Origin of the sequence: Tsukamurella sp. M9C (assembly GCF_020169415.1) — a bacterium.
Classification (GTDB): Bacteria; Actinomycetota; Actinomycetes; order Mycobacteriales; family Mycobacteriaceae; genus Tsukamurella.
Map to the genome: position 1 here is coordinate 114972 of NZ_JAIULG010000005.1, position 22575 is coordinate 137546.

The following is a 22575-nucleotide window of genomic DNA, read 5'->3' on the forward strand; positions in this document are numbered from 1 at the left end:
ATGAGCCCTCCACCTGGTGGGGCAAGGTGCGACGCTCCGTAGACGACTTCTTCCTCCGCGGTGAGCAGGGAACGAAGCTCTACCCCTAACGGCTGATCTTCGGCCTACCGGGGAACTGGCCTCCGCCTATCGGCGGGGGCCAGTTTCGTCTGCGACGGCCCATCAGCTCATGACGCGGGGTCACTCTGCCCTCGGCGCGGCGTGGCTGCCGACACCGTGGGCTGCCGGTGGAACAACGGTGAGCGGAACCATGTGCCCGCCGTCCACGTACACGTGCATCTCCTCACGCGGCTGACCATCCCCCGGGTCGCCGAGCAGGAGGCCACTACTGAGTCTCATCGTCCGAAGGCGCTCGATGGTCTCGTGGTTCCATGCGAATGTGATTCGCTCGACGCGCTGTCCGAGTGCCAACCCGCAGCTGTATGCGAGATCGTGGATCTCAGCGGCGTAGTCGGTCGAGCGGGGCCACCATAGGCCCGCTCTTAGCTCGTCGTCGAGGTCCAGGCGCACGCGCTCGGTGCCGGTGTCCAACCGATGCTTCGCGTGAGGAGAGTTCAACGCCGGTGTGAGCGTCGACTGTCGGTGGGATCCGATGGGCATTGACGACACCGCTTCATCTTCTAGTGAGGTGTAATGAAGTAGGCGCGCTCAAGCGGGGAGGTGACGCGCGGCGATCTCTTCTGCTGCTGATGTCGAGGCGTCGGGAGCGATGAGTGCGTAGATCACCGCGACCCGGGGGCCGGTGAATACCACTAGGCCCGCGGTGACGAGGTGACGGGTCTCGATGACGGTGCCGTCACGTGCTGGAAGCTGTCGGACTCGGGTGGTCCAGTCCGCGGGGCAGAAGTGGATGCACTCTAGGGTCTGCAGTTTCAAGCCGACGGATGGGAGCACGGTGGGGAGCTCTGTCTGGAGGTCACGGCTGCGGGGCCACCACACCCCGTCGATCCCGCGGGCGAGCGAGGAGCGGGGCGGCAGCAGCACTCGGCCCGGTATCGGCGTCGGGACTCCGTCCCGAGCTGGCCCTCGATCGAGGAGCCGTCGCAGAGCCTCGGGCCCGGGGTGAGCGCGTGAACTCACTCGGTGCCCGCGTCCGTGGCGATGACGGTCCGCGCGTCGTCCCGCGCGGTGGTCAGGGCAGCGATGACGCTGTCGAGCACCGCCACTGGGATCCCGATTCGGCGCGGTGACTTCTGGTCGGTGACCAGTAGCTCGACGTCAGCGGCAGAGATCTCGCCAGCACTGTTGTTGAGGGTCTTGATCGTGGTCTCGATGGTGACCTGCCGATGCGTGAGCGTGCGGGCGGACCACCACCGTTCGACGGAGCCGTCGAGATTGCGGTACGTCGTGATGGGATCCACGGACATGCGCAGTGGGGCGTTCATGGCGTCACCTCAGCAGGGCGCAGGGCGGTTCGGGAAGGCGATGGGGCGTGACCGCCCTCGTCGTCCCACACGCGTTCAGCGACCCGACGTTGATGAATCCTGGCAGTGGTGTCGGCGGCTTCCTCGTTGAGTGCGTGCGCGGATTGGGTCACCGCGCCGGTCATCGCGAGCATGGATGCCAGCTCCGCGACCTCGCGTTCGGTGCCGGGTGGGATCAGAGCGCATACCAATGACGTTCGGATGCCGACGAACCGAACGGTGTCGAGTTCCTGGGTGGCGTAGCCGTCTAGCCGAACGACGTCGCCGTCGATCGATACCTTGCGAGGGATCGAGTCCCAGTTCGAGTAGCGGTAGCACACCCTCTCGAGATGGCAGACCCGATCGCGGAGGAGCGGATAGACCTGCAGCAGCTCGTCGCGCAGGTTGCGTGACCGCGGCCACCAGACGCCGTCGACCACACCGACGATCGATCCGAGCGGTTTCAGTTCGAACCGCGCCGATTCGAGGGGCAATAGGTGAAGTGGATGCGTCATGAGGACGCTCCGATCCGGAACAGAATTCCGCTGAGCAAGTCGAGAGCACCAAGGGAATCCCGGTGGGAAATCAACTCCTCTTAAGCGTACGCCTGTGATCGACATGTCGGGCACCGGCGAGTCTTATCGTTCGTCCGACGAACAGGATTCAGTGCCCGTTGGAGCGCGGTTCGCCGGTTGCCTCTCCGGCTTGTGCGTGAGTGAGGCGAGGGACTAGCCGACCTGGCGTCGGCTCCACCTCGCGCCGCAGCAGATCCATGAGCTCCTCGGCGTATCGGACAAGGCCGGTCGAGTCGATGCGGTGAGGGGCGGCGCTGCGGCTGTGCCCGATCCGAACTGCCGCACGTTCGAGCAAGACGATCGCTCCCTTCGGATTACGCCGCTGTACATGGGTGATGCCGACCGCGAGTTGCGCGAGCCCTTGCCAGAGCTGGCTCTCCTCGCCTGGGCGGCTCTTCCACGCACTCTCGAGGACCTCGTGCGCGGTGAAGGCGTACCCGCGGTTCAGCAAGTCTTGCGCCCAGGACAACGCAACCTCCGGCGGAAGGTCCAAGTCGTCGGGTACACGGTCGATCCCGACGCGCCCGATGGGGAGAGGGCGACCGAGACGATCGCGTGGGCGGGCATTTCGTGCCCGTCCATCGGAGTCGCGATCGCGCTCCCGACCGCCTGAACTACTCACGGACTCTATCGTGCCGCAAGACAGCGGAGCTCGTCGACAGCGTGCATCGCGCCTGTGTGGTCTCGGTCTCGCAGGACCTCTCTTGGCTGTGGCGAGGGCGTAGGCTAGGGATAGCCGGATCCATATCTGACAGGTTTCTGTTCAGCGTCTCCGGTGAGACGACGACCACCGTATGGTCAGTCAGGTGGCCGAGATGCCCACTACTCGCAGTACTCCCCACTCCCACGCACTTGAAGAGCTTCCACGAAGCCGCCTCTACGGGCATATGCGTGACTATCTTCGCTCCCGGCCCGGGCATACCGCTTCTGCAGAGAGCATCGTCGCCGGCATCCAGGAGCAAGACGCACGGTTCGTGCTCGGAGACCTCCTCGCCGAGTGGGACCTACTCTTCTACCCAGCCGCCGACGACGAGCAACCAGGCGTGCGCGGCGACGTCCTCGCACGGCGCACGGTGAGGCGTGCACGTCACTCGCGGACCGAGGTCGTCGACAGTGACACACACCCGGTGATCCTGCTGGCGACGGATGTTCCGCGCAGCGAGATCAGCGCGATCTGGCGGAAGGTCCTGCACTCGGTCGAATCCGGCGGGACCCTGTCCGACGTCCTCGTCGAAGCCGACAAGCCGCACCGAATCCCATGACGTACCGCGCCGACCTGCCACCAGTGACAAGGAAATTCAACACTCAGATCGCCAGCGCGCTCGACCTTGACAACTTCGACCCTGCCACCGCGTCAGCGATCAGAACGCTGAGCACCCTGTTCCTCAACGCCTTAGCCGAACTCGAGAACGACCTGATCATCAACACTCGTTCCCGGCACGCAGACTCGTCTCTACGGTGGCACCCGAGCCCCTGGGAATCAAGCCCGGCTAGCCCTCCCAGCCGTCGAGCAGGCGAGGACCTTCTCGACTAAGGCGAAATCACGCAAGGCCCTGATCCGGCCCAGGCCAGGTGCCGGGAGCCGTTGCGCGAACCGATGCTACGACGTGGGCGACCGCTCGTGGCAAGGAAATGTCTGGGAGCAACAGATGACGCAGATGAGCACACAACTTCGACCGAGAGCATCCCGCGACCTGTTTGGTTTGCAGGCCGACGATGTCGAACGCCTCGGCGCTGAACTCGACAACCTGCACCGAGCATTGGCCCACTCACTAGGTACCCGAGACGCTACCTACATCCGCCGAGCGATCGCCGCGCAGCGAGCGCTCGACGTTATCGCGCGGATCACAATCGGTATGACGCGGACACGAGTCGGGTGGCTACTCGGCACCGCCGGGCTCGCGCTGGCCAAGATCATCGAGAACATGGAGATCGGCCACAACGTGATGCATGGGCAATGGGACTGGATGAACGATCCGGAAATCCACTCCACAACGTGGGAATGGGACATGGTGTCGGTGTCGCAGCACTGGCGTCACTCACACAACTACCTGCATCACGTCAACACCAACATCGCAGGCGTCGACGACGACCTCGGATTCGGCGTGATGCACGTAACCACTGACCGTCCCTGGCGGCCACTCGACCTTGCCCAGCCGGCCCGCGCCGCACTGCTAGCGGTGCTCTTCGAATGGGGCATCGCACTGCAGGGCTACTACGCAGCACGCGACAGCGCCCCCACCCCAGAACTCAGAGCAGAGGCCAAACGGAAACTACTCCGCAAGATCCGCAACCAGTGCACGAAAGACTACCTCTGGTACCCGCTTCTGAGCACGACACGGTGGCGACGCACGCTCACCGCCAACGCCACCGCCAACGTCCTTCGGAACATCTGGGCCTACATCGTGATCATGTGCGGTCACATCCCCAGCGACGCCGCCCGCTTCACCGCATCAGCAGCCCGCAGCGAGACGCGCGGCGAATGGTACGCACGGCAGATGGCAGGGTCCAGCGACTTTCGAGCAGGCCCCATCCTCGGGTTCCTCACCGGGCACCTCAGCCACCAAATCGAACATCACCTCTTCCCAACGTTGCCCAGTAGCCGGCTCGACGAAGCGAAGAAGGCCATCGAACAGATCTGCAACAACCACAGCGTCCCACTACCGACCAGTTCGTTCCTGCACCAGGTCGTCGACTCCCATCGCCCTGTCATCGCACTGGCCCGACCACCCCGCAGCACCTTCTTCAAAGGACGAGACCATGAGTGATAAGTCGCCCCGGCAACACATGTCCAAGACCTCCGACAAGTCGATCAAGCAGAAACGCGCCGACAAGCGTGCGAAAGCAGACCGTGCGTTCAGTGACCACGCGGAACTGAAGCGGAAGTGACAGCTGTTCGTGCATCCTCGACCTTGGGTATCGTCGGCACGTCGGCGAAGGAGAGCGAGTACCGCTTGCCCGTCCACCCCGCCCATCTGGCCCGAATCGCACCCGAGATACGCGCCCGCACCACACTCGAGCGTGGCTACGGCGAACGCTTCGGCTTCTCCGACGCATACCTCGAGCCGATCGTCGGAGGGTTCAGCGACCGTCAGACACTGATCGCTGAATCCGACGTAGTAATACTCCCGAAGCCCCAGCACAGCGACGTCGCAACCCTCCACGAAGGCGCGACTCTTTGGGGCTGGCCCCACTGCGTGCAAGATCCAGTCATCACGCAGCTCGCCATCGACCGCAGCCTCACGCTCATCGCGTTCGAAGCCATGAACCACTGGGCACTCGACGGCAGCATGGGCGTGCACGTCTTCCACAAGAACAACGAGCTCGCTGGCTACTGCTCCGTACTGCACGCCTTGCAACTGACGGGATCCACCGGCGACTACGGCCGGCGCCTCACCGCCGTCGTGATCGGGTTCGGGGCGACAGCGCGGGGCGCGGTGACCGCGCTCAACGCCCACGGCGTGCACGACGTACACGTGCTCACAAACCGCTCAGTTGCCGCCGTCGGATCTCCCATCCACTCAGTTCAGATCACACAGTTTGACCACGACGACCAGACTCCCCACCTAAGCCATGTAATAACCGATCGTGGCCGAATTCCACTCGCCCCGTTCCTCGCCGAGCGCGACATCATCGTCAACTGCACCCTCCAGGACGCAAACCACCCCCTCGTGTACCTGAACGAATCTGACCTCAGCGCCTTTCAACCAGGCACCCTCATCGTTGACGTCTCTTGCGACCTCGCCATGGGATTTAGCTGGGCTCGTCCGACGAGCTTCGAATCGCCGATGTTTGAGGTAGGCGACCGCATCGCGTACTACGCGGTCGACCACAGCCCGTCATACCTCTGGAAGTCCGCAACGTGGGAGAACAGCGAAGCTCTCCTCCCCTTCATAGACACGGTCATGGCGGGCCCAGCCACCTACGAAAGCCACGAAACAATCCGCCGCGCTATCGAGATCCGCAACGGAAACATCGTGAACCCGAGCATTCTGTCGTTCCAAGGTCGCACTGCTACGTACCCGCACTGAAAGGACGAGTCTGCCAGGTGTACCGGAACAAGTCGCTACGAGCGTCTGCGAAGACGGCACGTGCGCCAGCAGCGCGACCTGACCTGTTCGGCCAACCGGGCGAGCTGACTTCGGCTCACCGCGAGCCGAAAACTCCCCGTCCTCGTAGCCCAGGATGTGCCGCGCCAACGCAACGACCGTTCTAATCCCAGCAATCTAGCACTTCAGGAAACCAAATCCAGCAGGTGATGGAGGTCGGCGGTGGTCGACCGCGACCACAGATCGGGCGACCTCGCCCAGCAAGCCCCAGGGGAAGGCGGTGATGGCGCCTACGGGCCTGCAACGACAGTGAGCCGTGCTTCTGCGGCATTTGCCTGCACTGTGTGCTCAACGGCTTCGTCGGAGATTCGGGAGCGGTAGTAGGTTCGCGGCGTGGTGTCCACGACGATGACGTGCAGTTGCATCGTGCGGACGGGCTGGTTCTGCACAGTGATGGTCGCGAGCGCTCGAGCAGCGGGTACCCCATCGGTGATCGTTGGGGAGACGGAGATGTCGCCCACCCGCGAGGCGATACCCGAGGAGCGCGGGTTGGCCGTCTCAGCGGCGATGTTCCGAGCCAAGTCCTGAATCGACGATCGCTCAGGGATGCTCGCGTGGCCGCGCACCCGGCCGAGGTCAATCGCCGACTTCCGGTCGACGTTCGACATCTGCGCTGTCGCGAGCGCATCCCCCTGGTATCGGTAGAACTTCCAGCCCTCAAGGGTTGCGCGTGGGATAGCCAACGGTGCCCCGACGAGGCCAGGATCTGCGGACGCCGTACTCGCCCCCCGCGATCACCGTGACGGCGGTCAGTGTTGCACCGGCGACGAGCCGTCGGAGTTCGATAGTTCTCGTCAACATGTCGTACCTGCCCCCGTCTAATCTGTGACACGTCGTGGCTGGGTCCGCATCGCCGCACCCACGAGGTGGCAAACACTACATCCTCATTGGCAAAGTGCGGCGCCCAGCCCGGCACGAAGACGCGACGACGATGAGCCCTATCTCCACACGGACGAGGTGGTCACGCGGCACCGGGCCGCTGGACCGACGCCACTATTCGCGATCGCGTAGGGTTGATACGCTACCGACATGTCGGCTTCTCTGCAGTCTCCCGCGCACGACCCGTCGCGGTCGCCCCTTCGGTCCCCGCTGGTCCTGGCGGCGGCACTTGTGTCGATTTCGTTGCTGCTCGCGGGACTGATGGCTTGGCATCCCTGGTCCGATGCCCCTGAGGCGCGGCACATCACCGTGACCTCTACCGATCCGTCGGTCATGAAGAACGGTAAGCCGAAGGTGACCTTCATCGTCGATTGCGTCCAGGCGGGAGATCAGCTCACGTGCGACTGGGAAAACAATCGCAGTCTCGACCGCTACTAGCTCTCGGCCAACCGGTCTCTCCACGCGATCAGCTGCGGCAGGATCCAGTCCACGGTGCCTGCCGGTGGCGCACCGTAGCCGGTCAGCCACCGCTCGGCCGCCGCGGCAAGGTGCTCGTCGGTGTCGGTCCCGTGCACCTGGATCCGCTGCGCGACGGCGTGGTCAAGGTCGAGCGGCTGGCCGGCGGGGATCCACTGCAGCCAGACCGCGTCGGCCGTCCCCCAGCAGCGCATCCGTCCCGGCATCGGGCAGGTCGGCTGGCTGCTCGCGCCCGTCTCGGGCGCGGGCTTGCCGCCGAGTTCGGCTCGCATCGCGTACAGCTCCCGGCGCCAAGTTGCGACCTGCTTGGCGAGGCGGGCGTGTACGAGGGTGGCCTGCTCCCGCTGCGCGTCGAGCACCATGCTCTCGATGTTGAGGCTGTTCGTGTCCGCGGTAATGGTGAACTCGACGGCGCTGCCTCCGGGGATCAGATCGGTCAGAGTTCGGGTCCCGGTCACGGCTGCTCCTTATTCTGGGGATCAGCCGTACTCGAGCGCAGTCCGGTTGCCAGTCCCTGCGCGAGGACGGGCAATGCGAGGGCCGGCAGGTAGAGGTGAAGCCACTCCGCGCGGAGGAACGCGCCGCCGAGGCCGGCGACCAGGAGCAGGAAGATGGCAACTGCGGCGGCGAGGAGGGCGGTGCGTTCCGCTGTGGCGGTCACTGGTCGTTATCCTCGGGCTCTGGTGTGTACCAGGCGAAGGCTTCGTACCCGGCCTGCCGACCCGCGCCGATGTCCGTGACCACGTGACCACGCCCGCTGGTCCACGACCCGCTGATCTGGACTCTTCCGCCCTCGACGGCCCAGCGGTCGAGTGCTGCGGCGAGGATGCGCGGCCCGGCGATCCTCCAGTCGGCGATCGGATAGGTCGATTCGATCGGCTCTGTTCGGCTGCGGTCGACGAGAACGACGCGGTCGCCGTCGGCGCGGGGCCGTTCGTGATAGCCCAGGACGGTGTCGACCGCCTCCACGAGCTGGTCGAGCGAGCCGGACACGGCCAACTGCACCGCGTATGAGTCCTCGGGCAGCCCGTTCCTCATCAAGCCCAGCACGGTCTCGTGTATCCGCATCATCTCGGCGTCGACCGCGTCGAGCAGCTCGCGTTGGCGGCGGTTGCGGTCGGGCTCAGCCACGGACCGTCATCACCACGGTGTTGCCGTCGCGGTCGGTGAGGCGGCGCGGAAACTGTTCGGATGCCTGGTCGGCGTTGCCGAATCGGTCGCCGACGGACAGTTCGATCCTGACCCTGCTCGCCGGCCGATCGCCACGCGGATACAGCTCGATCAGCAGTCCGCCGACCTGTGCCGAGACATGCTCGGGGCCGGCAGCGTGCTTCTCGCGAGTCCAGGTCACGCCCAGCGCATCCCGGTACCACGCAGCTGAGACGTCGACGTCGTTCACGTAGAGCACCAGCGTCTGTACCTGCGGCGCGTGTCGCGCAGCCAGTGCTCGCCGGGCCCAGCTGCGTGCTTCGATCACGGCACCGTCGAGTCGTGCCCGCCACTGTTCTTGCTGATCAGAGGGCACGGCTGACCGCCTGTTCGATTTCGGCTTCGATCTCTGCGTTGAGCCTCTTCACGCCGAGGCGCACGGCGTGGTGGTTGCTGGCACCGCGTGGTGACGGCGGGATCAGGGTGCGCAGCTGCGCCGAGGCGAGGTCGACGGTCGCCCGGATCAGGTCCAGGTCGATGATCGCGCGGCGCAGGTACATCCACTCCGCGGTATGAGGCTCGGTCTGGGCGAGCGCGGTTGTCGCTGCGGCGCGCAGGCCCTCTTCGGTGTCGATCGGTGCGTCAGGGTCCATGCAGTGGATCTTCTCTTGAGGGGCTGTTATTTGCACGGGCGGGCTTGAGGCTCAAGCTATTCGGATGCGGATGTCGGTCCCTGGAGAGAGGATCAGCGGCATGGACGCCGATGATGACCTCGATACTCGCGCCAGCCTCGACTGCGTCGCTCAGCAGGCGGCGGCGCTGCATAGGCTCCTGACCTCGCTGCCGCCTGACGCCGCGCGGCGCGTCACCGGCGGCGAGAAGGACACGATCTCCCAACTGGCCTCGCGGATGCTGTGGTCCTCCACTGCGGACCTGTACCAGCAGGGGCGCTATGAGTACGCGAAGCAGGTGGTCGCGCGGGCCCGGGGCGGCGCAGCGGAGGGGATCACCGAGCTGCGGCTGGTCACGAACTCGCTCGACACCAGCGAGCAGTTCTGGCGCGCGATCTACCCTGCCGCCGTCGTGGAACGCGTCGGCGGCGAGCTCCGGATCGCACCGCCGGTCGGTCCGGCGCTGCTGCTCGTGGAGGCGATCGTAGCGCATCTGATCACGACGGTGGACATGGTCGTGCAGACCGATGCCGATGCCGCGGATCGACTGCGGGAGGCCGGATTCGAGGTCGCGGAAGACGGGACGCAGGCGGTTGACGTCAACGCGACCGACGCAACCATTCACCTGGAGGTACGCCTGTGAACACCGTCGATGAGCTGCGGGCACTGCTCGCCGGCCTGCCCGGAGACGTGCCGGTGCTGGTGAGCGGGTACGGGGGCGGCTTCGCCACGGTGGCGTACGGGGGCGTGGTCGGGATGCAGGAGCTGGATCGTGGCGCCGGCGGCGAGAACATGGGCCGGTTCGCGACGCCAGCCGACGCCGCCGAGGACATCGACGGGCGCGGCGCGGACTGGACGCACATGGTCGGCGGCACTCCACCGCGGTTGGTCGGCGAGCCCATCACGGCCGTGGTTCTGAGTCGGGAGGGACGATGAGCGTCGGTCGCGGTTGGCAGCCGCTGGTGGAGGAGCTGCGGCGGGACCTCGCCGCGGTCGGTGCGGAGCTGTCCCTCGCCTACGAGAAGTACGGCCTGCTCGCAGCCGATGTCTAGCCATGGAGCCCTACCGCGCAGGAACTGCTCGACGCGGCGGAGCGGCGCAGCGGCGGGATCTGCGAGGAATGCGGCCAGCCCGGCCGCGAGGTCCCGCTGCCGAGCGGGTGGGTGAAGACGCGCTGCGAGGAGCACGCCGCGGTGGTGCGCGACGGCGCCTACTGGACGGGCCTGAGCAGGTCGGTCGAGCGTGGCGGGTACACCGCGGTGGGCCCCGTCGAGCTGGGACCCGCAGCGCCTCTGCGGCTGAGCAGGATCACGCTGTACACCCCGGTGCCTGTGCTGCGCCATGTCGCCGAGGCCTACGGCGCGGCGCTGAACGCCGAGCCCGTGACCAGCACCGATGAGCGCGGTGAGCTGGTCGAGATGACCGACGTCACGGGCTTCACCATCGAGCTCCGTCCCGTCGAGGCAGCGGAGGTGCCCACCGTTACGCGGCTGGAGTTCCGTGGTCCCGGCGCCGCGGCCGCGGCTGAGCGTCTGCATGCCGAGACGGGCGATGTCCAGCGACATCTCTACGGCGGGCACTGGGACACCGTTGCGGGAAACAGCATCCGGTTGGTCGGCCCGGGCGACGAGGTGAGCACCGAGGAGCGGGCACGGATCAGCGAGGCGATCCGGCGCGGCGAACTCGAGGACGAGCTCGAGCGGATGAACGAGGAGAAGCAGTGAGCGTTCCGTGGCCCATCGTCGGTGTCGAGTCCCGCGGCGGCGCCGTGGTGCGGTTACGCCACGCCGACGGCACGGTGGCGGACCATGACTTCGAGTACCTGGTCGGGCAGCCCGGCGTCTTCCGGCACCTCACCGAGGAGCTGATCCCGGAGGCCGGCATCTGCGACGGCGGCACGGTCGGTTGGGAGACGGAGGCCGGCGTCATCGACCTGGCACCCGACGCGCTGTGGGAACACGCCGTGCTCGGGTTCTGCCCGGGTGGCGTCTGCCGCGGGTGGACCCCGGAGCACACCGTCCTGGTGCACCGCGGCGGGTGAGTCTGCAGACACAGCAGGGGAGGCAGTCGAATCGACTGCCTCCCCTGCGTACGTGTGCGTACGGCCGATCACGCGGCGCGCGCTGCCGCGATGACCCGATCGATCTCGTCGGCCTCTACCAAGGTTCTGCGCCCGAACTTCACGACCACCAGCTCGCCGCGCTGGCGCATCCGGTACAGATATTCTCGGCTCACGCGGAGGATGTCCGCGGTCTCTTCCATCGTGTACAGCTTCTGCGGCGTGTCAGCCGCGAGGTTCTCATTCATGCCGCAGATGATCGCTTGGACCGCTGACATCACCAACTGAGACGTCGCGACACGCCGAAACAGCGGCGTACGTGGTGGCCGACGCTGCCACAGTTCTGCCACTAAGCCCTTCTGCGCGAGCCTGGCTGAGTGCTGCGAAGTGCACGTCAGGACACGTCGGTCGGATCCGCTACGGTCAGGTTTACCCAGTTAGCGGTGACTTGAAAGCGAGCGTGGGTGAAACCACCGGGGGTTCAAATCCCTCCGCTTCCGCAGGTCAGGGGCGGTTTCCGGGAGCACGGCAGTGGGCCTGGGAATCGCCCGTTGACACAGATTGACACATTCGTCTGGGGAATGCCCTCGGCGTGTCGCCCTCTGCGGCTTGGCTCACCCTTCTCTTTGAGGTGAAGTGCCCGGCCATGGCGAGAAGACCTGACTACGTGACCCGCGTCGAGACTGGCGCGGGCAACCGCTACGAGGTTCGCATCAACACCCTGCGCGCGAACGGACGCAGGTCTCAGCAGAAGCGGAGGTTCGCGACTGTCGAGGCCGCGGTCGCCTGGCACAGCAAGATCACCGCCGAGGTGTCCGCCGGCACGCATATCGCGCCGTCTGAACTCACGGCGCGCGCCGCCTGCGAGGCTTGGCTGACGGGGGAAGCGCATCAAGGCCGACGACGCACGACGCGTACCCCGTCGCGCTGGCTCCCGTGATCGAGAAGTACTGCGACAAGCTCGTGCAGAAGATCACCAAGGCCGACGTAGAGAACCTGGTGATCGAGCTGAGTACCGGCACTGGGCCCCGTGGTGCATGGAAGCGCACGTCGATCAACCCGATGCTCGCGCGCTGGCGCAGCGTGTGGAAGGACCTGCACGCACAGGGCGTCCTTCCGCGCAACGTCGTGGCGCTCGTCGAGCCGCTGCGCAAGCCGCACGGGCAGCTGGAGCTCAAGCTCGACGGGGTCCTCAGTGAAGCCGAGGTCGAGCGGCTCGTCGCTGCGCATGTGCGACCGGAGCATTGTGGACAATGTCCACAATGCTCCTCGGCCCGACGGAAACTCTCGGGACCACGCCCTGCGCAAGCTCCGCACGGACGCGCCGGAGCTGCACGAGAAGGTGCTCGCCGGCGAGCTGACGCCGCATGCCGCGATGGTGCAGGCGGGGTTCAGGCACCGCACCTTCACCGACGAGCTGCACAAGGACCGCCCGCTGTGGGTCTGCGTGAACGACGGACCGGTGTTCAGCGCCCGGCCGGAACTCGGAGACCGCGACTTCTACTAGGTCGGCGAGTACGTCGACGAGCTCAACCGCGCACGCTGACGGTTCGCCCGGCCTGAGACAGCATCAAGTAGCCCGAGCGCCCGCTACCTTCAAGGGTGGCGGGCGTTCCTCGTTCGATCTACCGCGTGTAGAGGGTCGCGGTCTCAGGCTCTGGCGCTGGCACGTTCGGCACGACCTTCTCCAGCCAGTCTGGATCGAACACAACACCGTCCACCTTGGTTGCCTGAAGCACCTCGACGCCGACATCTACGAGGGAATCCACGTCAGCCCGAGGCGAGAAGGTCACCTCAAGCACGTCGTCGGGCCACAGTCCGTTCTCGACGCGGTCGATCTGCAGGCTCACACCCCAATCGCCTGCGAGCTCGCCGCTTCCAGGCGCCCAGTTCAGGACGTGGTAGGCCGGGCTGAGCTCGTCGACAACGAGAACGTCGCCTAGTACGAAGACCAAACGAAAATGCTGGTTCTGCCGTCGTCTTCGGCCGCGTATACGCGAAGCGTAGAACGCGTGCGAACCGGCTGATCACGCCTACCCTTATCCAGTTCGTAATGCTTCGGAAGAGTGCGAGGCGCATCGGAGGTCCGGTGAGGCCAATCCGTCAGAATCTTTTCGTCTAGCTCTGGTCCAGACTTCCTGAGATCCGACGCATTCATGAATTGCTGCAGTTCACCGGTGGGGATCGAGAATATTATGAACGCTTCACCAGTGACCAGCCCCGTGGTGCGGATGGCCACAAATTCGACCTGCGCTGACTGAGGAAGTTGAATTTGAGCGTTATCCAACTGTCGCGCTGCTTCCGAGTGGCGAGCGTTCGTCTCTTGAAAATACCTGACATCGCTTCCCTGGCTGGCGCAGGATAGCGTGAACAGCACCGCGAGCGAGATGAGCGCGAAGCGTGAAAAAATGCCCGATTCGCCAATCCTACCGGCTCCAAACATGACGTTCCCTACCTTAGTTCAATGTGGCTCCGGTAGTGCCCAGTTGCCCGCTCGCCGCGAGAACATCTGACGTTCCAACGGTTCGGAATTCCTGCGCGACTCCTTGGTCAACCATGGCGACGAGGTCGGCATTACTGATGCCCTGAGCCGCCAGTACGGTTGGAGCGTCCGCTCCCGCCGCAAAATTATAGTGATCGTAGATACTCACGGCGTAATTCGAAGACCAATCATAGCCATTCTCGGTCGCCGTGACAACCATCCGGCCAACCATTTGATACGAATGATCCCCAAGAAGTAGTCGGTAATCCCTGGTAAGAAAACTTGCAGGCGCCTTTTCCCAGTCGGTCTTGAAGTAAATAGTTCGAGTTTCGCCAGGTTTCATGGGGGCTCCATTTAATGCTATTTGATTGGCCATTGAGCGCAGCCTGTCGTTGATCGTAGACTGATACTGAGAGGTGCCGATGACCTTATTCATATCCTTTGCCCAGATCACGAAGTCCCCAGAATTGGGATTCAAGTAGTGCTTCAACCCTTGAAGGGTAGGCGTTAGGACTCCCGTCAGAAGTCCAGCGTTCAACTCTGCGGCCAGGGCTCGAGCTTGTCCGTACTGTGCAGAAGCCTTTGGTCGAATCGTGCCGAACCTGTTGTTGGATTGCTGCAAATCCGCCTCCGGCTTAGGCGGATAGGCCGTTCTTCCGAAAGCGTCACCCACAGGGTAGGTTGTAATCAAATCATTGTACACCATTGTGGGATCGCCCTGATCGTCAAGCGTGCGAGTAAACGTAGAATTCTCGACCGCAGTGTCCGACTCCGAGATCTTCTTCCGTCGGTACGTTCCGGCGAGCGCGGCGATCTCGGCGGCCTGGTACGGGGTGCCGGAGTTCTTGTCGCGGTTCTCATCGCTGCTGCGCTGCTGGTCGTCGTCGCGGTCGCGTGCCTTGCTCGAGGTCGTCGAGGTGGTGGTCTCGGGTGTCGGGGTGCGCAGCCGTGGGGTCGTGGTCGGCACTCGTGGGGTGGTTGCCGGGGTGTTCGGCGCCGTGGTGACCGGGTTCTGGCCGGTCTGGGGCGGGTTGGCCTGCCCGGTCTGCGGGGCCTGCGGGGCCTGGGTGGGGCCGCAGTTGAGGATGCAACCGTTCGAGGGGCTGTCGCCGGTGGGCATGGTCGGGACCTGCCCTTGCACGGTCGGGGTGCTTCCGTTGCCCTGCTGCGGCGGGGTGTCCGGTGGGGTGTAGCCGGGCACGGTGGTGTTCGGTGCTTGCGGGGCGGTGGTGTTGCCGCCGTTGCCCTGGGTGGGCTGTGGGCCCATGGTCGGCTGCGGCCCGCAGGTGTTGCTGCCGTCCGGGCAGGGCGCTGCGTTGGCGGGCGCATCAGTGAGGCCGGCGGGGAGAAGGACCAGCGCGGCCGCGACACCGACCGCACCGATCGCGGCGGCGACCCGGGCGCTGGGCGAGGCGGGGCCGTCACCGGAATGGAGGGTCGGGTTCGAGTCGCGGAGTTCGCGGACGCCCTTCCAGAACACGAGCCCGATGAGGCCGGAGAGGAGGAAGTAGCCGAGGAAGACCACCGGCACGGGAGTCCAGTAGCGGGCCGGGCCGAAGGTCAGCAAGAACCCGAGGACCAACAAGACCCCGGCCGCGATCGTGATGGCCCACCATCCGCCGCGGCTGATCCCCGGAGTGCCTGCAGTGACGGCGTGCGCGGGCCCACCGGTCACGGGCGAGCCGTTGGTGTCAGTCGCTGCGTCGGTGCTGACGCGCGTGACGGGGAACTGCTCCGTGTCGCCGGCGCTGTCGGTGGGTGGGTCGGAGTGGGATGCCACGTGTGCCTCGATTCGTGCGGAGAAGGGGGTGCCGCTCGGCCGGTGTATTCACGATCGGCGGTTGATGGATTCACCAGAGCACGGCCTCGTCTGCCGGTTCAACGGTCCGGCCATGTCCGGCGGGATCCCGCAGCGAATCGAAGCAGGTCAGAGGAGTGACCGTTACTGAACCGTGATCTCCGCCGGTTGTTTGCCGAAGGTCGCCGGATCGCACCGAACCGGCGGTCCGGCGCACCTATCGGTACGCCCAGCTGGCGAGGAAGGCCGCTACCGCGAGGGCCGCGACGAGGAAAACGAGCAGGCTGACGACGACGATCGCGACGGGCCGCCGATCCACCTTCTCGGGCGGCACCACCGCTTGCGGCAATGCGCGGGACGCAGTGGAAGACGCAACCGTAGTCGAGCGCTTCCACGCCTGCCGCCAGTTGTCGTCGGTCCATCCGGTGACTCGGTCGCCGTTCACTGCGACGGATCCGCTCGCGTCGGCGACGAGTCGGATGTAGGCGATGACAGGTTCGACGTCATCGAACCGGCTCGGTACGTGCTTGCCGGAGCGCCAATCGGAGAGCCGCTGGCGTGAGACGCCCGACCCGGCTGCGACCGAACTGATGCTCGGCTCGCCGGCCTCGATGAACGCTCGTTGCAGCGTCTGGGCGAGGTTCAGTTCGCCGGGGCCGGTCATCGTTTCAGGTGGTCGTAGATGTTCTGGACGTTCGACCAGAACAGCCAGCCCGCGACGATCGTGATGACGAAGAACCCGCCCCATACCGGCCAGGGGCCGATCGCGTCGACGGCCTTCGGGAGCTGCGGCAGCGTGACCGCGCAGAATACGATCAACACGGCACCGGCGGCGAAACCCAGCGCGTCCTTGAGCACGCTCCCGCGTCCCTGTTCAGCCATGCGCCCGCTCTCCTGCTCGACGGCGCGCTGTCACCGGACCTGCACCAGCTGCTCAGCGGCGGGCTTCACCGGGGCGGGCTTCGCCGGCGGTGCGGCGGCCGACGACGGCGCCGGTGCGGGCTTCGACGGTGCGGGATTCGCCGGGGACACAGCGACCGGCTTCGGTGCCACGCCCGCGGGCTTCACGGCCGGCGCCGCGGGCTTCGGGGCGGGCTTGACCGGCTCGGCCTTCTTGGCGGCTGCGATCGTGGTTCCCGCGACGGCGGGCGCAGGTGCCGGCTTCGGGTCCTCGGTGATCTTCGGCGGGTTCTTCGCCGGACCGGGGTTGTCGCGCTCGATGAACAATGGCTTGCCGTACGTCGTGATCGCGGAATCGCCCTGATCGGTCGACAGCGTCGCCGTCGCGTACGCCCGGACCTGCGCGCCGCCGAGGCACGAGTCCATTGCGATCCGGGTCTCCTTGGTCACCACGTACCCGGACTGCCCGGCGAGGCTCTTCTTGGCGATCGGGAAGTCCTTGGACGTGCCCGGTGCGATGGTGCCGGTCATGGTTCCCGACGTGGTGACCGTGTCGCCGAGCGTTCCCGAGACGCCGGGCGTGATGGACCCGTTCACCGAGCCGCTGCCCTGCCCGCCGCTCGAACCGCCCTGGCCGCCCGCGGTGGCTCCGACAGTGCCCGACAGCGATGGCGTCACCGAGGCGTTCACCGCGTTCGACAGGGTGCCGCCGATCTGCAGGTTCTGCGGCGTGGCCGCGCACGCCAAGGTCAGACCCACCGTGATCGACGCGCTCCGGATCGGCACCTTCGGCTTGTTCTTCGGATCCTTGAACTCGATCAGTCCCTCACCGGCGATCGAGACGATCGCCTCGTACGTGTTGAGTGCCCGTCCGAGCGGGATGATCGACCGCAGCTCCTCGCCGTACTTCCACGCCCGGATCACGTAGCCCTCGCGCGTCTCCAGCGCACGGGAGGTGTCGGCGAACAAGCCCGTCCGGATGGCTCCGGGGCGCGGCGCCTTGTCCGCTGCCGGCGGTGCCGCCGCGACGACGCCACCGGCGAGCACCGTGGCCCCCACGACGCCGAACGCTCCGGCCCTCCACAGCTGCTTCCGGATCCCGCGATCTCGTCGCCGACGCTCGAGGTTGCCCGGCCGCGCAGCCTGGTTCACACCAGCACGGTTCATCTTGTCCCCCTGCTCAAGAAATTCACTTCAGTCACATAAACAACTCTGGTCACACTGAAGCAGAGGTTTCGGTCTTTTGGAAGCCCCGCGAAGGACCGTTATGAAACTGACACATCCACGAATCGCGATCTCGAATTCCGCTCGAGCGTGCTTGCGGACATGTTGTCGCAGCTCAACGTTCCGGGCAGGCTGTACCGGCGGCGCGGAGTGCGCGTGAGTCATCATGGCGTAGATCACACGCAGGCGCCTCTGCTCGCGGCGCAGTGTTGATGCGCTTGCGCTCTTCGTCGTGATCGGCGTCCTGGACCACGCGGGCCGCCGGAATGCAGGGTGTGCTGACGTTTACCGATTGGGTTCAGCCCAGGCCGTTCTCGTACCAGAACACCACGAGCTGGGTCCGATCACGCAGCTGAAGCTTGTGCAGGATCCTGCCGATGTGGGTCTTGACGGTCTCCTCGGCGATGGCGAGGCCGGCAGCGATCTCCTTGTTGGACAGCCCGGTCGCGACCGCCTTGAGGACCTCGCGCTCCCGACCGGTGAGGCGGGCGAGCGCGCCGGTGTCCACGGGCTCGTAGGCCTTCGAGTACTTCCGAACCAGGCGCACGGTGACGGACGGGGAGAGCAGCACGTTCCCGTCGGCGGCCTCCAGGATCGCCGACGTGATCACGTCGGGAGTCGACGACTTGAGCAGGAAGCCGCTCACGCCCACACGGAGGGCCTCGTAGACGTACTCGTCGAGGTCGAACGTCGTGAGCAGCACGACTTTCGTCGACTTGGTCCGGTCGCCGAGTGCCTCCCGGGCGACTTCGAGGCCGCTGAGGAGCGGCATCCGGATGTCGAGGAGCATGACGTCGACATCGTGCCGGCGGGCCTGGATCAGGGCGTCGCCGCCGTTGACGGCCTCGCCGACGACGGTGATCGAGGAGTGGCGGGACAGGATCTTTCGGATCGCCGTGCGGATAGCAGGGTCGTCGTCGGCGAGGAGTACCGATACCACCGGTCAGGCCTCCTTCACGAGGGTGACGTCGAGTTCGAAGACACCGTCGCGGGTGCGGATGGCGAGGTCGTGGCCGTTCTTCTCCAGCCGGGTCCTCATGCCCGTGAGCCCCCGGCCGGGGAGGATCTCCTCGTGATCGGCGGCATTGGCGATCGTGAGGCGAACGACCGGGCCCTCGTCAGTGACGGCGAGGCGGAGCGCCTTCGTCGCCCCGTGTTGCACGGCGTTCGTGATCGCCTGTCGAGCCACGAGGTACGCCTCGTCGCGTAGGGGTCGCGCGACGCCGTCGAGGACGTCGGTGCCCCGGTGTTCGATCCGTACGCCGAGTTCCTCCCACGCGGCGATGAGCCCGTCGAGCGAGTCCAGCGCAGTCCCGGGGTCACGGAACGCCTCCGTCGGGGACCCTTCGAGAACGGAACGGATCTCGGAGAGGGCGACGGCGGCGGACGATGCGATCTCGGTCAGTGCACGGTCCTTCTCGGCGAATGAGCTCGCGCGCCCCTCCTGGGAGGTCGCGGTCAGCGAGATGGCGGCGAGGTGGTGGCCGACGATGTCGTGGACCTGCACGGAGAGCGCGGAGCGTTGGGCCTCGGCGTCCCGCTGGATCTCGTCGACGGCACGTAGGTGCCGCTCCTCCTGGAGGCGTGTCGAGGACTCTCGCAGATGCACGATCAGCCGGATCAGGAGCACGAGAGTCGCTCCTGCGAGGAGGCCGGCGAGGAAGTAGCCCGGGGGCATGTGGTGACGGAACACGGCGACCGATGCCGTCGCCGCGATCGCGGCAAGACAGCAGGCGGCCGCCCGGTCGGAGGTCCGGGCGGCGGCGGTCCCGATCACCACGATCCCGACGAGGATGCTCGCGGCGGACCAGGGGAACCGGACGTCAGGCGCGAGCGCCGACACCGCGACCACGCCGCCGCAATGCACAGCGATCGCCGCGATCGGCCACCGTCGCACCAGCACAAGAGGGAGCGCCTGGAGCACGGAGACCGCGACGCCGACGGAGAACGTGGGAAAGAGAGTCGCGTTCGGGACGAGGGCGAGCAAGGCCATGGCGACGCCGCCGGCGAGCGATACGACCGCTGCGAGGACCGTCGACCACCGTGCGCGGCCACGCGGCCGACGCTCGTCACCTGCCCTGCTCATTGCGTCCATCGTGCAGTCACCGTAGCCCGGGTGACGGGGCCCGGACCGTTCTCACGGCTGAAGTTGGCTCTTTCGGGGGACTCCGATCCCGCTGGTGGACACCAAGGTGGACGCCATGGACACGATCGGGCTACCTCGACAGGAAACACTCTCGCGCATCATGATTCCGTGGCATGGAGCGAAACCGCTGGTTCGTTTCGTCGGTGCGACGGGCGCGGCCGGCCTCGCCGTTCACGCCTTCGTCCTGGGTACCTCCACGCGGATGGAACCGCACGAGGTCTGGGCCGTGTTCGCCTTCGTCGGCTACTGCGCGGGTGCTGGAATGATCCTCTGCCGAAGGTCCTTCGGTGCGATCGTTGCGGTGCTGGCCGGGTTCTGTGTCGTCATCCCCTTCGCCGCACTGGTCCTGCGGAGGTTGTCTCAGCACGAGGTCGGCATCGTCCGCGACGGGGCAGTCCGCGTGCTCTCCAGCGGCAGCCCGTACGTGAGCGAGCCGGCAGTGGTCGACGATGTCTTCCCGTACTTCCCGCTCATGAGTGTCTTCGGGGTTCCCGGGGCCGCGCTCGGCGGGAGTCCTCTCGGTGATCCGCGGATCTACTTCACCCTGTTCTTCGTCGTGGTGACGTGGATGGGCCTGCGTAGGTTGGTCGCAGCGAGGACCTCGGCGCTGGTCCTGTTGCTCGTCTCGGCGTGTCCGCTCGTGGCGATTCCGATCGCCACCGGCGGGGTGGACCTTCCGGTCGTCGCGCTGGCGGGCCTCGCGGTGATAACCCTATGGACGGGCGAGTACCGGCTCAATGCCGTGGTGGTGGGGATCGGGTGCGCGATCAAGTTCACGTTCTGGCCGCTCGCGGTGATGATGCTCGTCGTTCAGATCCGCCGCGGCAGGAGGATGGAGATCCGGCGGTGGGGCGTCGTCGTGGCGGGGATCGTCGTCGGCACCGTGCTGCCGGCCGCATTGATCGATCCGCGGGGGTTCGTTCGAAGCGCGCTCGAGTTCCCGCTGGGACTCTCCTCGATCACGTCGCCCGCCGGTACCGGCCTCGTCGGAGGTCCACTCGCCGCGCAGGGCGGCCTCGGCTACGCCGGTATCGTTGTGGTCCTGGTGGTCTCGGCGGCGGCGATCGCGTGGTGGATTCTGACGAAGCGGTGCCTGACGCTCGCGGACCTGCTCCTCCTCGCCGCCGCCGGATACTCGGTCCTCTTCGTCGTCTCGCCGGTCTCCCGCGCAGGCTACTTCGTTCTGCCCTTCGTCTTGATCGTCCTCGCGGTGGTGGACGGCCTCGCCGGGGCGCGTCCGCATCGGGCGGCGGCCGCCCTGACGTCGACTGCGCAGTGAGACGAGAGGCCCTCCGCCTGACGGTGGCGCTTGCTCGTCGGGGGTGCTACTGTGAAAGCGGTTGATTTTCTTGGTGACACGCTCGCGAAGACTTTCCGCGGCAGTTCTACACCAGATCTCTGTGACACTCAGTTGCCTTGGTTTCGCGTATCTCCGCAGGCCCGGGATCGATCGTCGATCCCGTACAGATACTCAGGAGAGTAACAACATGGCAGCACAGGGCACCGTCAAGTGGTTCAACGCCGACAAGGGTTTCGGGTTCATCACCCCGGACAACGGCGGCAAGGATCTGTTCGTGCACTTCTCCGGCATTCTCGGCAACGGCGGCTTCCGCAGCCTCGATGAGAACGATCGGGTGAGCTTCGAGGAGGAGGCCGGCGACCGCGGGCCCCAGGCCGTCGCGGTGCAGAAGATCTAGTTTCCATACCGCACGAATAGCCGGCGGCGCTCAGGAGAATCCTCCTGGAGCGCTGCCGGTTTCGTCGTTCTGCGTCAGCCGGCTACGGGCCCCAGCCACACGTTGAGGCGACAGGGCTACGTCATCGACAGCAGGGTGCAAGCGATAAAGACGGCTGCGACGATCCACGGCCACTTGCGCCGTGTCCGCGCTTTCTCGGGTGCTTCGTCAGTCATGTCTCTCCTCGTTATCCGGGGTCATCGTTCCTGGAGCATGGCGGTGGCGGTGTGCTCCGCCTGCTGCTGCGTCGTGTTCGGCGCGATCAGCCCGAAGGCGATCGTGGCGTTCGGGCCGGCGAACACGATCAGGCCCGACGGGTGCGCCGGATCGAGCTCGACGAGATCACCCATGATCTCCATCCGCGGCTCGCGGCGGTCCCAGTCGGACGTGCTATAGCTGATGCGGGTGAGTGTCCTCAGGCGAACTCCGATCGTGGGGATGACGGTGGGCAACTCGTGGTCGAGGTGCCGGCTCCGCGGCCACCACACGCCCGCGATGTGATGAGGGAGCGCCGAGGGGCTGCGCAGCAGTACCCGGCCGGGCACCGGGCGGCCGATCGGAACCGGCGGCCGCCGCAGCATGTCGAGCAGTTCGGACGGCGTCGCCCTATCGCGACTCACGGCAACATTCGGTGGTGGCGGGCATGGGTCCGTCTCGTCGGCGCGATCGCGCGTACTCGATCGCGGTCCCCGGGTCCGGGGGAGGAGGCGAGGTGTTCCTCGCGGGTGCCCCGCACTGTAGGGGTGCTGAAACGCGCAGAACCGTGGCGGGTAGGAGGAAAACGGCCTACCGCAGAACGTCTTTCGAGTCTAGCAGTTCCGCTTGGCCGCTGCCCGAGCGAGCGAGCGGTCGCGCATCTCCTCGAACTTGACGGCGGCGGCTTCGAGCTCGTCGAGGAAGGCGGCGAGTTCCTCGCGGGTGCGCTCGCCTTCGGCGGTGAAGTCTTCGCGCTCGAAGATCTTCCACT

32 protein-coding genes and 1 pseudogene are annotated in these 22575 nt (G+C 66.1%); 12 read left to right on the forward strand and 21 right to left on the reverse strand.

Going from position 1 to position 22575, the window contains the following annotated elements; all coding sequences use genetic code 11:
- Positions 1 to 180: 180 nt before the first annotated feature.
- The 5 genes from LB823_RS04910 to LB823_RS04930 form a co-directional block, all read right to left on the reverse strand.
- Entirely contained in the window at positions 181 to 600 is a 420-nt protein-coding gene (locus LB823_RS04910) for a DUF5994 family protein (protein ID WP_224645645.1), read from the reverse strand.
- A 48-nt stretch (positions 601 to 648) separates the two neighbouring features.
- Positions 649 to 1080, reverse strand: a complete 432-nt coding sequence (locus tag LB823_RS24170) for a DUF5994 family protein (RefSeq protein WP_224645646.1) — start codon at positions 1078 to 1080, stop codon at positions 649 to 651.
- Complete coding sequence (locus tag LB823_RS04920) at positions 1077 to 1385, reverse strand: hypothetical protein (protein ID WP_224645647.1); 309 nt, start codon at positions 1383 to 1385, stop codon at positions 1077 to 1079. The genes LB823_RS24170 and LB823_RS04920 overlap by 4 nt, the downstream gene beginning before the upstream one ends.
- On the reverse strand, positions 1382 to 1918 hold the full coding sequence (locus LB823_RS04925) for a DUF5994 family protein (protein WP_224645648.1): 537 nt from the start codon (positions 1916 to 1918) through the stop codon (positions 1382 to 1384). Before LB823_RS04925 ends, LB823_RS04920 begins: the two co-directional genes overlap by 4 nt.
- A 148-nt stretch (positions 1919 to 2066) precedes the next feature.
- Positions 2067 to 2600 carry a DUF309 domain-containing protein gene (locus LB823_RS04930; RefSeq protein ID WP_224645649.1) on the reverse strand — a complete coding sequence of 178 codons (534 nt, stop codon included), beginning with the start codon at positions 2598 to 2600 and terminating at the stop codon, positions 2067 to 2069.
- 193 nt (positions 2601 to 2793) lie between these two features.
- Here LB823_RS04930 and LB823_RS04935 point away from each other — a divergent pair, with 193 nt between their 5' ends.
- The 3 genes from LB823_RS04935 (at position 2794) to LB823_RS04945 (ending at position 6009) form a co-directional block, all read left to right on the forward strand.
- A complete protein-coding gene (locus tag LB823_RS04935) occupies positions 2794 to 3240 on the forward strand; it encodes a hypothetical protein (RefSeq protein ID WP_224645682.1) in 447 nt (148 codons plus the stop codon).
- Between the two features lie 387 nt (positions 3241 to 3627).
- Positions 3628 to 4746: an acyl-CoA desaturase gene (locus LB823_RS04940; RefSeq protein ID WP_308011423.1), complete on the forward strand. Its 1119-nt coding sequence runs from the start codon at positions 3628 to 3630 to the stop codon at positions 4744 to 4746.
- Between the two features lie 144 nt (positions 4747 to 4890).
- Positions 4891 to 6009, forward strand: coding sequence for a N(5)-(carboxyethyl)ornithine synthase (locus tag LB823_RS04945; protein WP_224645650.1), 1119 nt, complete (start codon positions 4891 to 4893; stop codon positions 6007 to 6009).
- A gap of 308 nt (positions 6010 to 6317) precedes the next feature.
- Here LB823_RS04945 and LB823_RS04950 read toward each other — a convergent pair whose 3' ends face one another.
- Complete coding sequence (locus LB823_RS04950; RefSeq protein WP_224645651.1) at positions 6318 to 6695, reverse strand: hypothetical protein; 378 nt, start codon at positions 6693 to 6695, stop codon at positions 6318 to 6320.
- A gap of 421 nt (positions 6696 to 7116) precedes the next feature.
- Between LB823_RS04950 and LB823_RS04955 the strand changes: the two genes are divergently transcribed.
- Complete coding sequence (locus tag LB823_RS04955; RefSeq protein ID WP_224645652.1) at positions 7117 to 7404, forward strand: hypothetical protein; 288 nt, start codon at positions 7117 to 7119, stop codon at positions 7402 to 7404.
- On the opposite strand, the gene LB823_RS04960 is transcribed toward LB823_RS04955, so the two are convergent.
- The 5 genes from LB823_RS04960 to LB823_RS04980 are packed head-to-tail and all read right to left on the reverse strand — an operon-like array spanning position 7401 to position 9245.
- Complete coding sequence (locus LB823_RS04960; protein WP_224645653.1) at positions 7401 to 7901, reverse strand: hypothetical protein; 501 nt, start codon at positions 7899 to 7901, stop codon at positions 7401 to 7403. The two genes, LB823_RS04955 and LB823_RS04960, sit on opposite strands and share 4 nt — an antisense overlap.
- Entirely contained in the window at positions 7898 to 8104 is a 207-nt protein-coding gene (locus tag LB823_RS04965) for a hypothetical protein (RefSeq protein ID WP_224645654.1), read from the reverse strand. The genes LB823_RS04960 and LB823_RS04965 overlap by 4 nt, the downstream gene beginning before the upstream one ends.
- Complete coding sequence (locus LB823_RS04970) at positions 8101 to 8574, reverse strand: hypothetical protein (RefSeq protein ID WP_224645655.1); 474 nt, start codon at positions 8572 to 8574, stop codon at positions 8101 to 8103. Before LB823_RS04970 ends, LB823_RS04965 begins: the two co-directional genes overlap by 4 nt.
- Positions 8567 to 8968, reverse strand: a complete 402-nt coding sequence (locus tag LB823_RS04975) for a VOC family protein (protein ID WP_224645656.1) — start codon at positions 8966 to 8968, stop codon at positions 8567 to 8569. Before LB823_RS04975 ends, LB823_RS04970 begins: the two co-directional genes overlap by 8 nt.
- Positions 8958 to 9245: a hypothetical protein gene (locus tag LB823_RS04980; protein WP_224645657.1), complete on the reverse strand. Its 288-nt coding sequence runs from the start codon at positions 9243 to 9245 to the stop codon at positions 8958 to 8960. The genes LB823_RS04975 and LB823_RS04980 overlap by 11 nt, the downstream gene beginning before the upstream one ends.
- A 100-nt stretch (positions 9246 to 9345) precedes the next feature.
- On the opposite strand from LB823_RS04980, the gene LB823_RS04985 reads away from it, so the two are divergent.
- The 4 genes from LB823_RS04985 (at position 9346) to LB823_RS05000 (ending at position 11304) form a co-directional block, all read left to right on the forward strand.
- Positions 9346 to 9906 (forward strand): hypothetical protein, encoded by a 561-nt coding sequence (locus LB823_RS04985; RefSeq protein ID WP_224645658.1) that lies wholly within the window; start codon positions 9346 to 9348, stop codon positions 9904 to 9906.
- Positions 9903 to 10199, forward strand: coding sequence for a hypothetical protein (locus LB823_RS04990; protein ID WP_224645659.1), 297 nt, complete (start codon positions 9903 to 9905; stop codon positions 10197 to 10199). Before LB823_RS04985 ends, LB823_RS04990 begins: the two co-directional genes overlap by 4 nt.
- 227 nt (positions 10200 to 10426) lie before the next feature.
- Positions 10427 to 10987 carry a hypothetical protein gene (locus LB823_RS04995; protein ID WP_224645660.1) on the forward strand — a complete coding sequence of 187 codons (561 nt, stop codon included), beginning with the start codon at positions 10427 to 10429 and terminating at the stop codon, positions 10985 to 10987.
- Entirely contained in the window at positions 10984 to 11304 is a 321-nt protein-coding gene (locus tag LB823_RS05000) for a hypothetical protein (RefSeq protein ID WP_224645661.1), read from the forward strand. Before LB823_RS04995 ends, LB823_RS05000 begins: the two co-directional genes overlap by 4 nt.
- Before the next feature lie 68 nt (positions 11305 to 11372).
- On the opposite strand, the gene LB823_RS05005 is transcribed toward LB823_RS05000, so the two are convergent.
- Positions 11373 to 11570 (reverse strand): helix-turn-helix domain-containing protein, encoded by a 198-nt coding sequence (locus LB823_RS05005; RefSeq protein ID WP_126195856.1) that lies wholly within the window; start codon positions 11568 to 11570, stop codon positions 11373 to 11375.
- Between the two features lie 419 nt (positions 11571 to 11989).
- On the opposite strand from LB823_RS05005, the gene LB823_RS05010 reads away from it, so the two are divergent.
- Complete coding sequence (locus LB823_RS05010) at positions 11990 to 12262, forward strand: hypothetical protein (protein WP_224645662.1); 273 nt, start codon at positions 11990 to 11992, stop codon at positions 12260 to 12262.
- 306 nt (positions 12263 to 12568) lie between these two features.
- Positions 12569 to 12829 carry a hypothetical protein gene (locus tag LB823_RS05015; protein WP_224645663.1) on the forward strand — a complete coding sequence of 87 codons (261 nt, stop codon included), beginning with the start codon at positions 12569 to 12571 and terminating at the stop codon, positions 12827 to 12829.
- Positions 12830 to 12947: 118 nt separating this feature from the next.
- Here LB823_RS05015 and LB823_RS05020 read toward each other — a convergent pair whose 3' ends face one another.
- From LB823_RS05020 to LB823_RS05050, 7 genes are all read right to left on the reverse strand, one after another.
- Positions 12948 to 13277: a hypothetical protein gene (locus tag LB823_RS05020; RefSeq protein WP_224645664.1), complete on the reverse strand. Its 330-nt coding sequence runs from the start codon at positions 13275 to 13277 to the stop codon at positions 12948 to 12950.
- Positions 13278 to 13778: 501 nt separating this feature from the next.
- Positions 13779 to 15584, reverse strand: coding sequence for a hypothetical protein (locus LB823_RS05025; RefSeq protein ID WP_224645665.1), 1806 nt, complete (start codon positions 15582 to 15584; stop codon positions 13779 to 13781).
- Between the two features lie 235 nt (positions 15585 to 15819).
- Entirely contained in the window at positions 15820 to 16266 is a 447-nt protein-coding gene (locus tag LB823_RS05030; protein WP_224645666.1) for a hypothetical protein, read from the reverse strand.
- On the reverse strand, positions 16263 to 16484 hold the full coding sequence (locus tag LB823_RS05035; protein WP_224645667.1) for a hypothetical protein: 222 nt from the start codon (positions 16482 to 16484) through the stop codon (positions 16263 to 16265). The genes LB823_RS05030 and LB823_RS05035 overlap by 4 nt, the downstream gene beginning before the upstream one ends.
- Before the next feature lie 30 nt (positions 16485 to 16514).
- The gene (locus LB823_RS05040) at positions 16515 to 17669 is read right to left on the reverse strand and encodes an MspA family porin (protein WP_224645668.1); all 1155 of its coding nucleotides are present in this window, start codon (positions 17667 to 17669) and stop codon (positions 16515 to 16517) included.
- A gap of 355 nt (positions 17670 to 18024) precedes the next feature.
- Positions 18025 to 18666 (reverse strand): response regulator transcription factor, encoded by a 642-nt coding sequence (locus tag LB823_RS23980; RefSeq protein ID WP_224645669.1) that lies wholly within the window; start codon positions 18664 to 18666, stop codon positions 18025 to 18027.
- Positions 18667 to 18669: 3 nt separating this feature from the next.
- A complete protein-coding gene (locus LB823_RS05050) occupies positions 18670 to 19812 on the reverse strand; it encodes a sensor histidine kinase (protein WP_224645670.1) in 1143 nt (380 codons plus the stop codon).
- A 262-nt stretch (positions 19813 to 20074) separates the two neighbouring features.
- On the opposite strand from LB823_RS05050, the gene LB823_RS05055 reads away from it, so the two are divergent.
- Together LB823_RS05055 and LB823_RS05060 are read left to right on the forward strand one after the other, a co-directional pair.
- Positions 20075 to 21151, forward strand: a complete 1077-nt coding sequence (locus tag LB823_RS05055) for a glycosyltransferase 87 family protein (protein ID WP_224645671.1) — start codon at positions 20075 to 20077, stop codon at positions 21149 to 21151.
- A gap of 208 nt (positions 21152 to 21359) precedes the next feature.
- Positions 21360 to 21569 (forward strand): cold-shock protein, encoded by a 210-nt coding sequence (locus LB823_RS05060; RefSeq protein ID WP_224645672.1) that lies wholly within the window; start codon positions 21360 to 21362, stop codon positions 21567 to 21569.
- A gap of 236 nt (positions 21570 to 21805) precedes the next feature.
- Here LB823_RS05060 and LB823_RS05065 read toward each other — a convergent pair whose 3' ends face one another.
- Both LB823_RS05065 and LB823_RS05070 read right to left on the reverse strand, forming a co-directional pair.
- Complete coding sequence (locus LB823_RS05065; protein WP_224645673.1) at positions 21806 to 22228, reverse strand: DUF5994 family protein; 423 nt, start codon at positions 22226 to 22228, stop codon at positions 21806 to 21808.
- A gap of 189 nt (positions 22229 to 22417) precedes the next feature.
- Positions 22418 to 22575 (reverse strand): annotated as a pseudogene (locus LB823_RS05070) (acyl-ACP desaturase); the annotation flags it as partial.

Excerpts from the sequence above, each read along its gene's own strand:
- LB823_RS04910 (WP_224645645.1), bottom strand. The coding sequence starts at position 600 with ATGCCCATCGGATCCCACCGACAGTCGACGCTCACACCGGCGTTGAAC.
- LB823_RS04920 (WP_224645647.1), bottom strand. The coding sequence starts at position 1,385 with ATGAACGCCCCACTGCGCATGTCCGTGGATCCCATCACGACGTACCGC.
- LB823_RS04925 (WP_224645648.1), bottom strand. The coding sequence starts at position 1,918 with ATGACGCATCCACTTCACCTATTGCCCCTCGAATCGGCGCGGTTCGAA.
- LB823_RS04935 (WP_224645682.1), top strand. The coding sequence starts at position 2,794 with ATGCCCACTACTCGCAGTACTCCCCACTCCCACGCACTTGAAGAGCTT.
- LB823_RS04940 (WP_308011423.1), top strand. The coding sequence starts at position 3,628 with ATGACGCAGATGAGCACACAACTTCGACCGAGAGCATCCCGCGACCTG.
- LB823_RS04950 (WP_224645651.1), bottom strand. The coding sequence starts at position 6,695 with ATGTCGAACGTCGACCGGAAGTCGGCGATTGACCTCGGCCGGGTGCGC.
- LB823_RS04955 (WP_224645652.1), top strand. The coding sequence starts at position 7,117 with ATGTCGGCTTCTCTGCAGTCTCCCGCGCACGACCCGTCGCGGTCGCCC.
- LB823_RS04980 (WP_224645657.1), bottom strand. The coding sequence starts at position 9,245 with ATGGACCCTGACGCACCGATCGACACCGAAGAGGGCCTGCGCGCCGCA.
- LB823_RS04985 (WP_224645658.1), top strand. The coding sequence starts at position 9,346 with ATGGACGCCGATGATGACCTCGATACTCGCGCCAGCCTCGACTGCGTC.
- LB823_RS05005 (WP_126195856.1), bottom strand. The coding sequence starts at position 11,570 with ATGAATGAGAACCTCGCGGCTGACACGCCGCAGAAGCTGTACACGATG.
- LB823_RS05030 (WP_224645666.1), bottom strand. The coding sequence starts at position 16,266 with ATGACCGGCCCCGGCGAACTGAACCTCGCCCAGACGCTGCAACGAGCG.
- LB823_RS05035 (WP_224645667.1), bottom strand. The coding sequence starts at position 16,484 with ATGGCTGAACAGGGACGCGGGAGCGTGCTCAAGGACGCGCTGGGTTTC.
- LB823_RS05040 (WP_224645668.1), bottom strand. The coding sequence starts at position 17,669 with ATGAACCGTGCTGGTGTGAACCAGGCTGCGCGGCCGGGCAACCTCGAG.
- LB823_RS05050 (WP_224645670.1), bottom strand. The coding sequence starts at position 19,812 with ATGAGCAGGGCAGGTGACGAGCGTCGGCCGCGTGGCCGCGCACGGTGG.
- LB823_RS05055 (WP_224645671.1), top strand. The coding sequence starts at position 20,075 with ATGGAACCGCACGAGGTCTGGGCCGTGTTCGCCTTCGTCGGCTACTGC.
- LB823_RS05060 (WP_224645672.1), top strand. The coding sequence starts at position 21,360 with ATGGCAGCACAGGGCACCGTCAAGTGGTTCAACGCCGACAAGGGTTTC.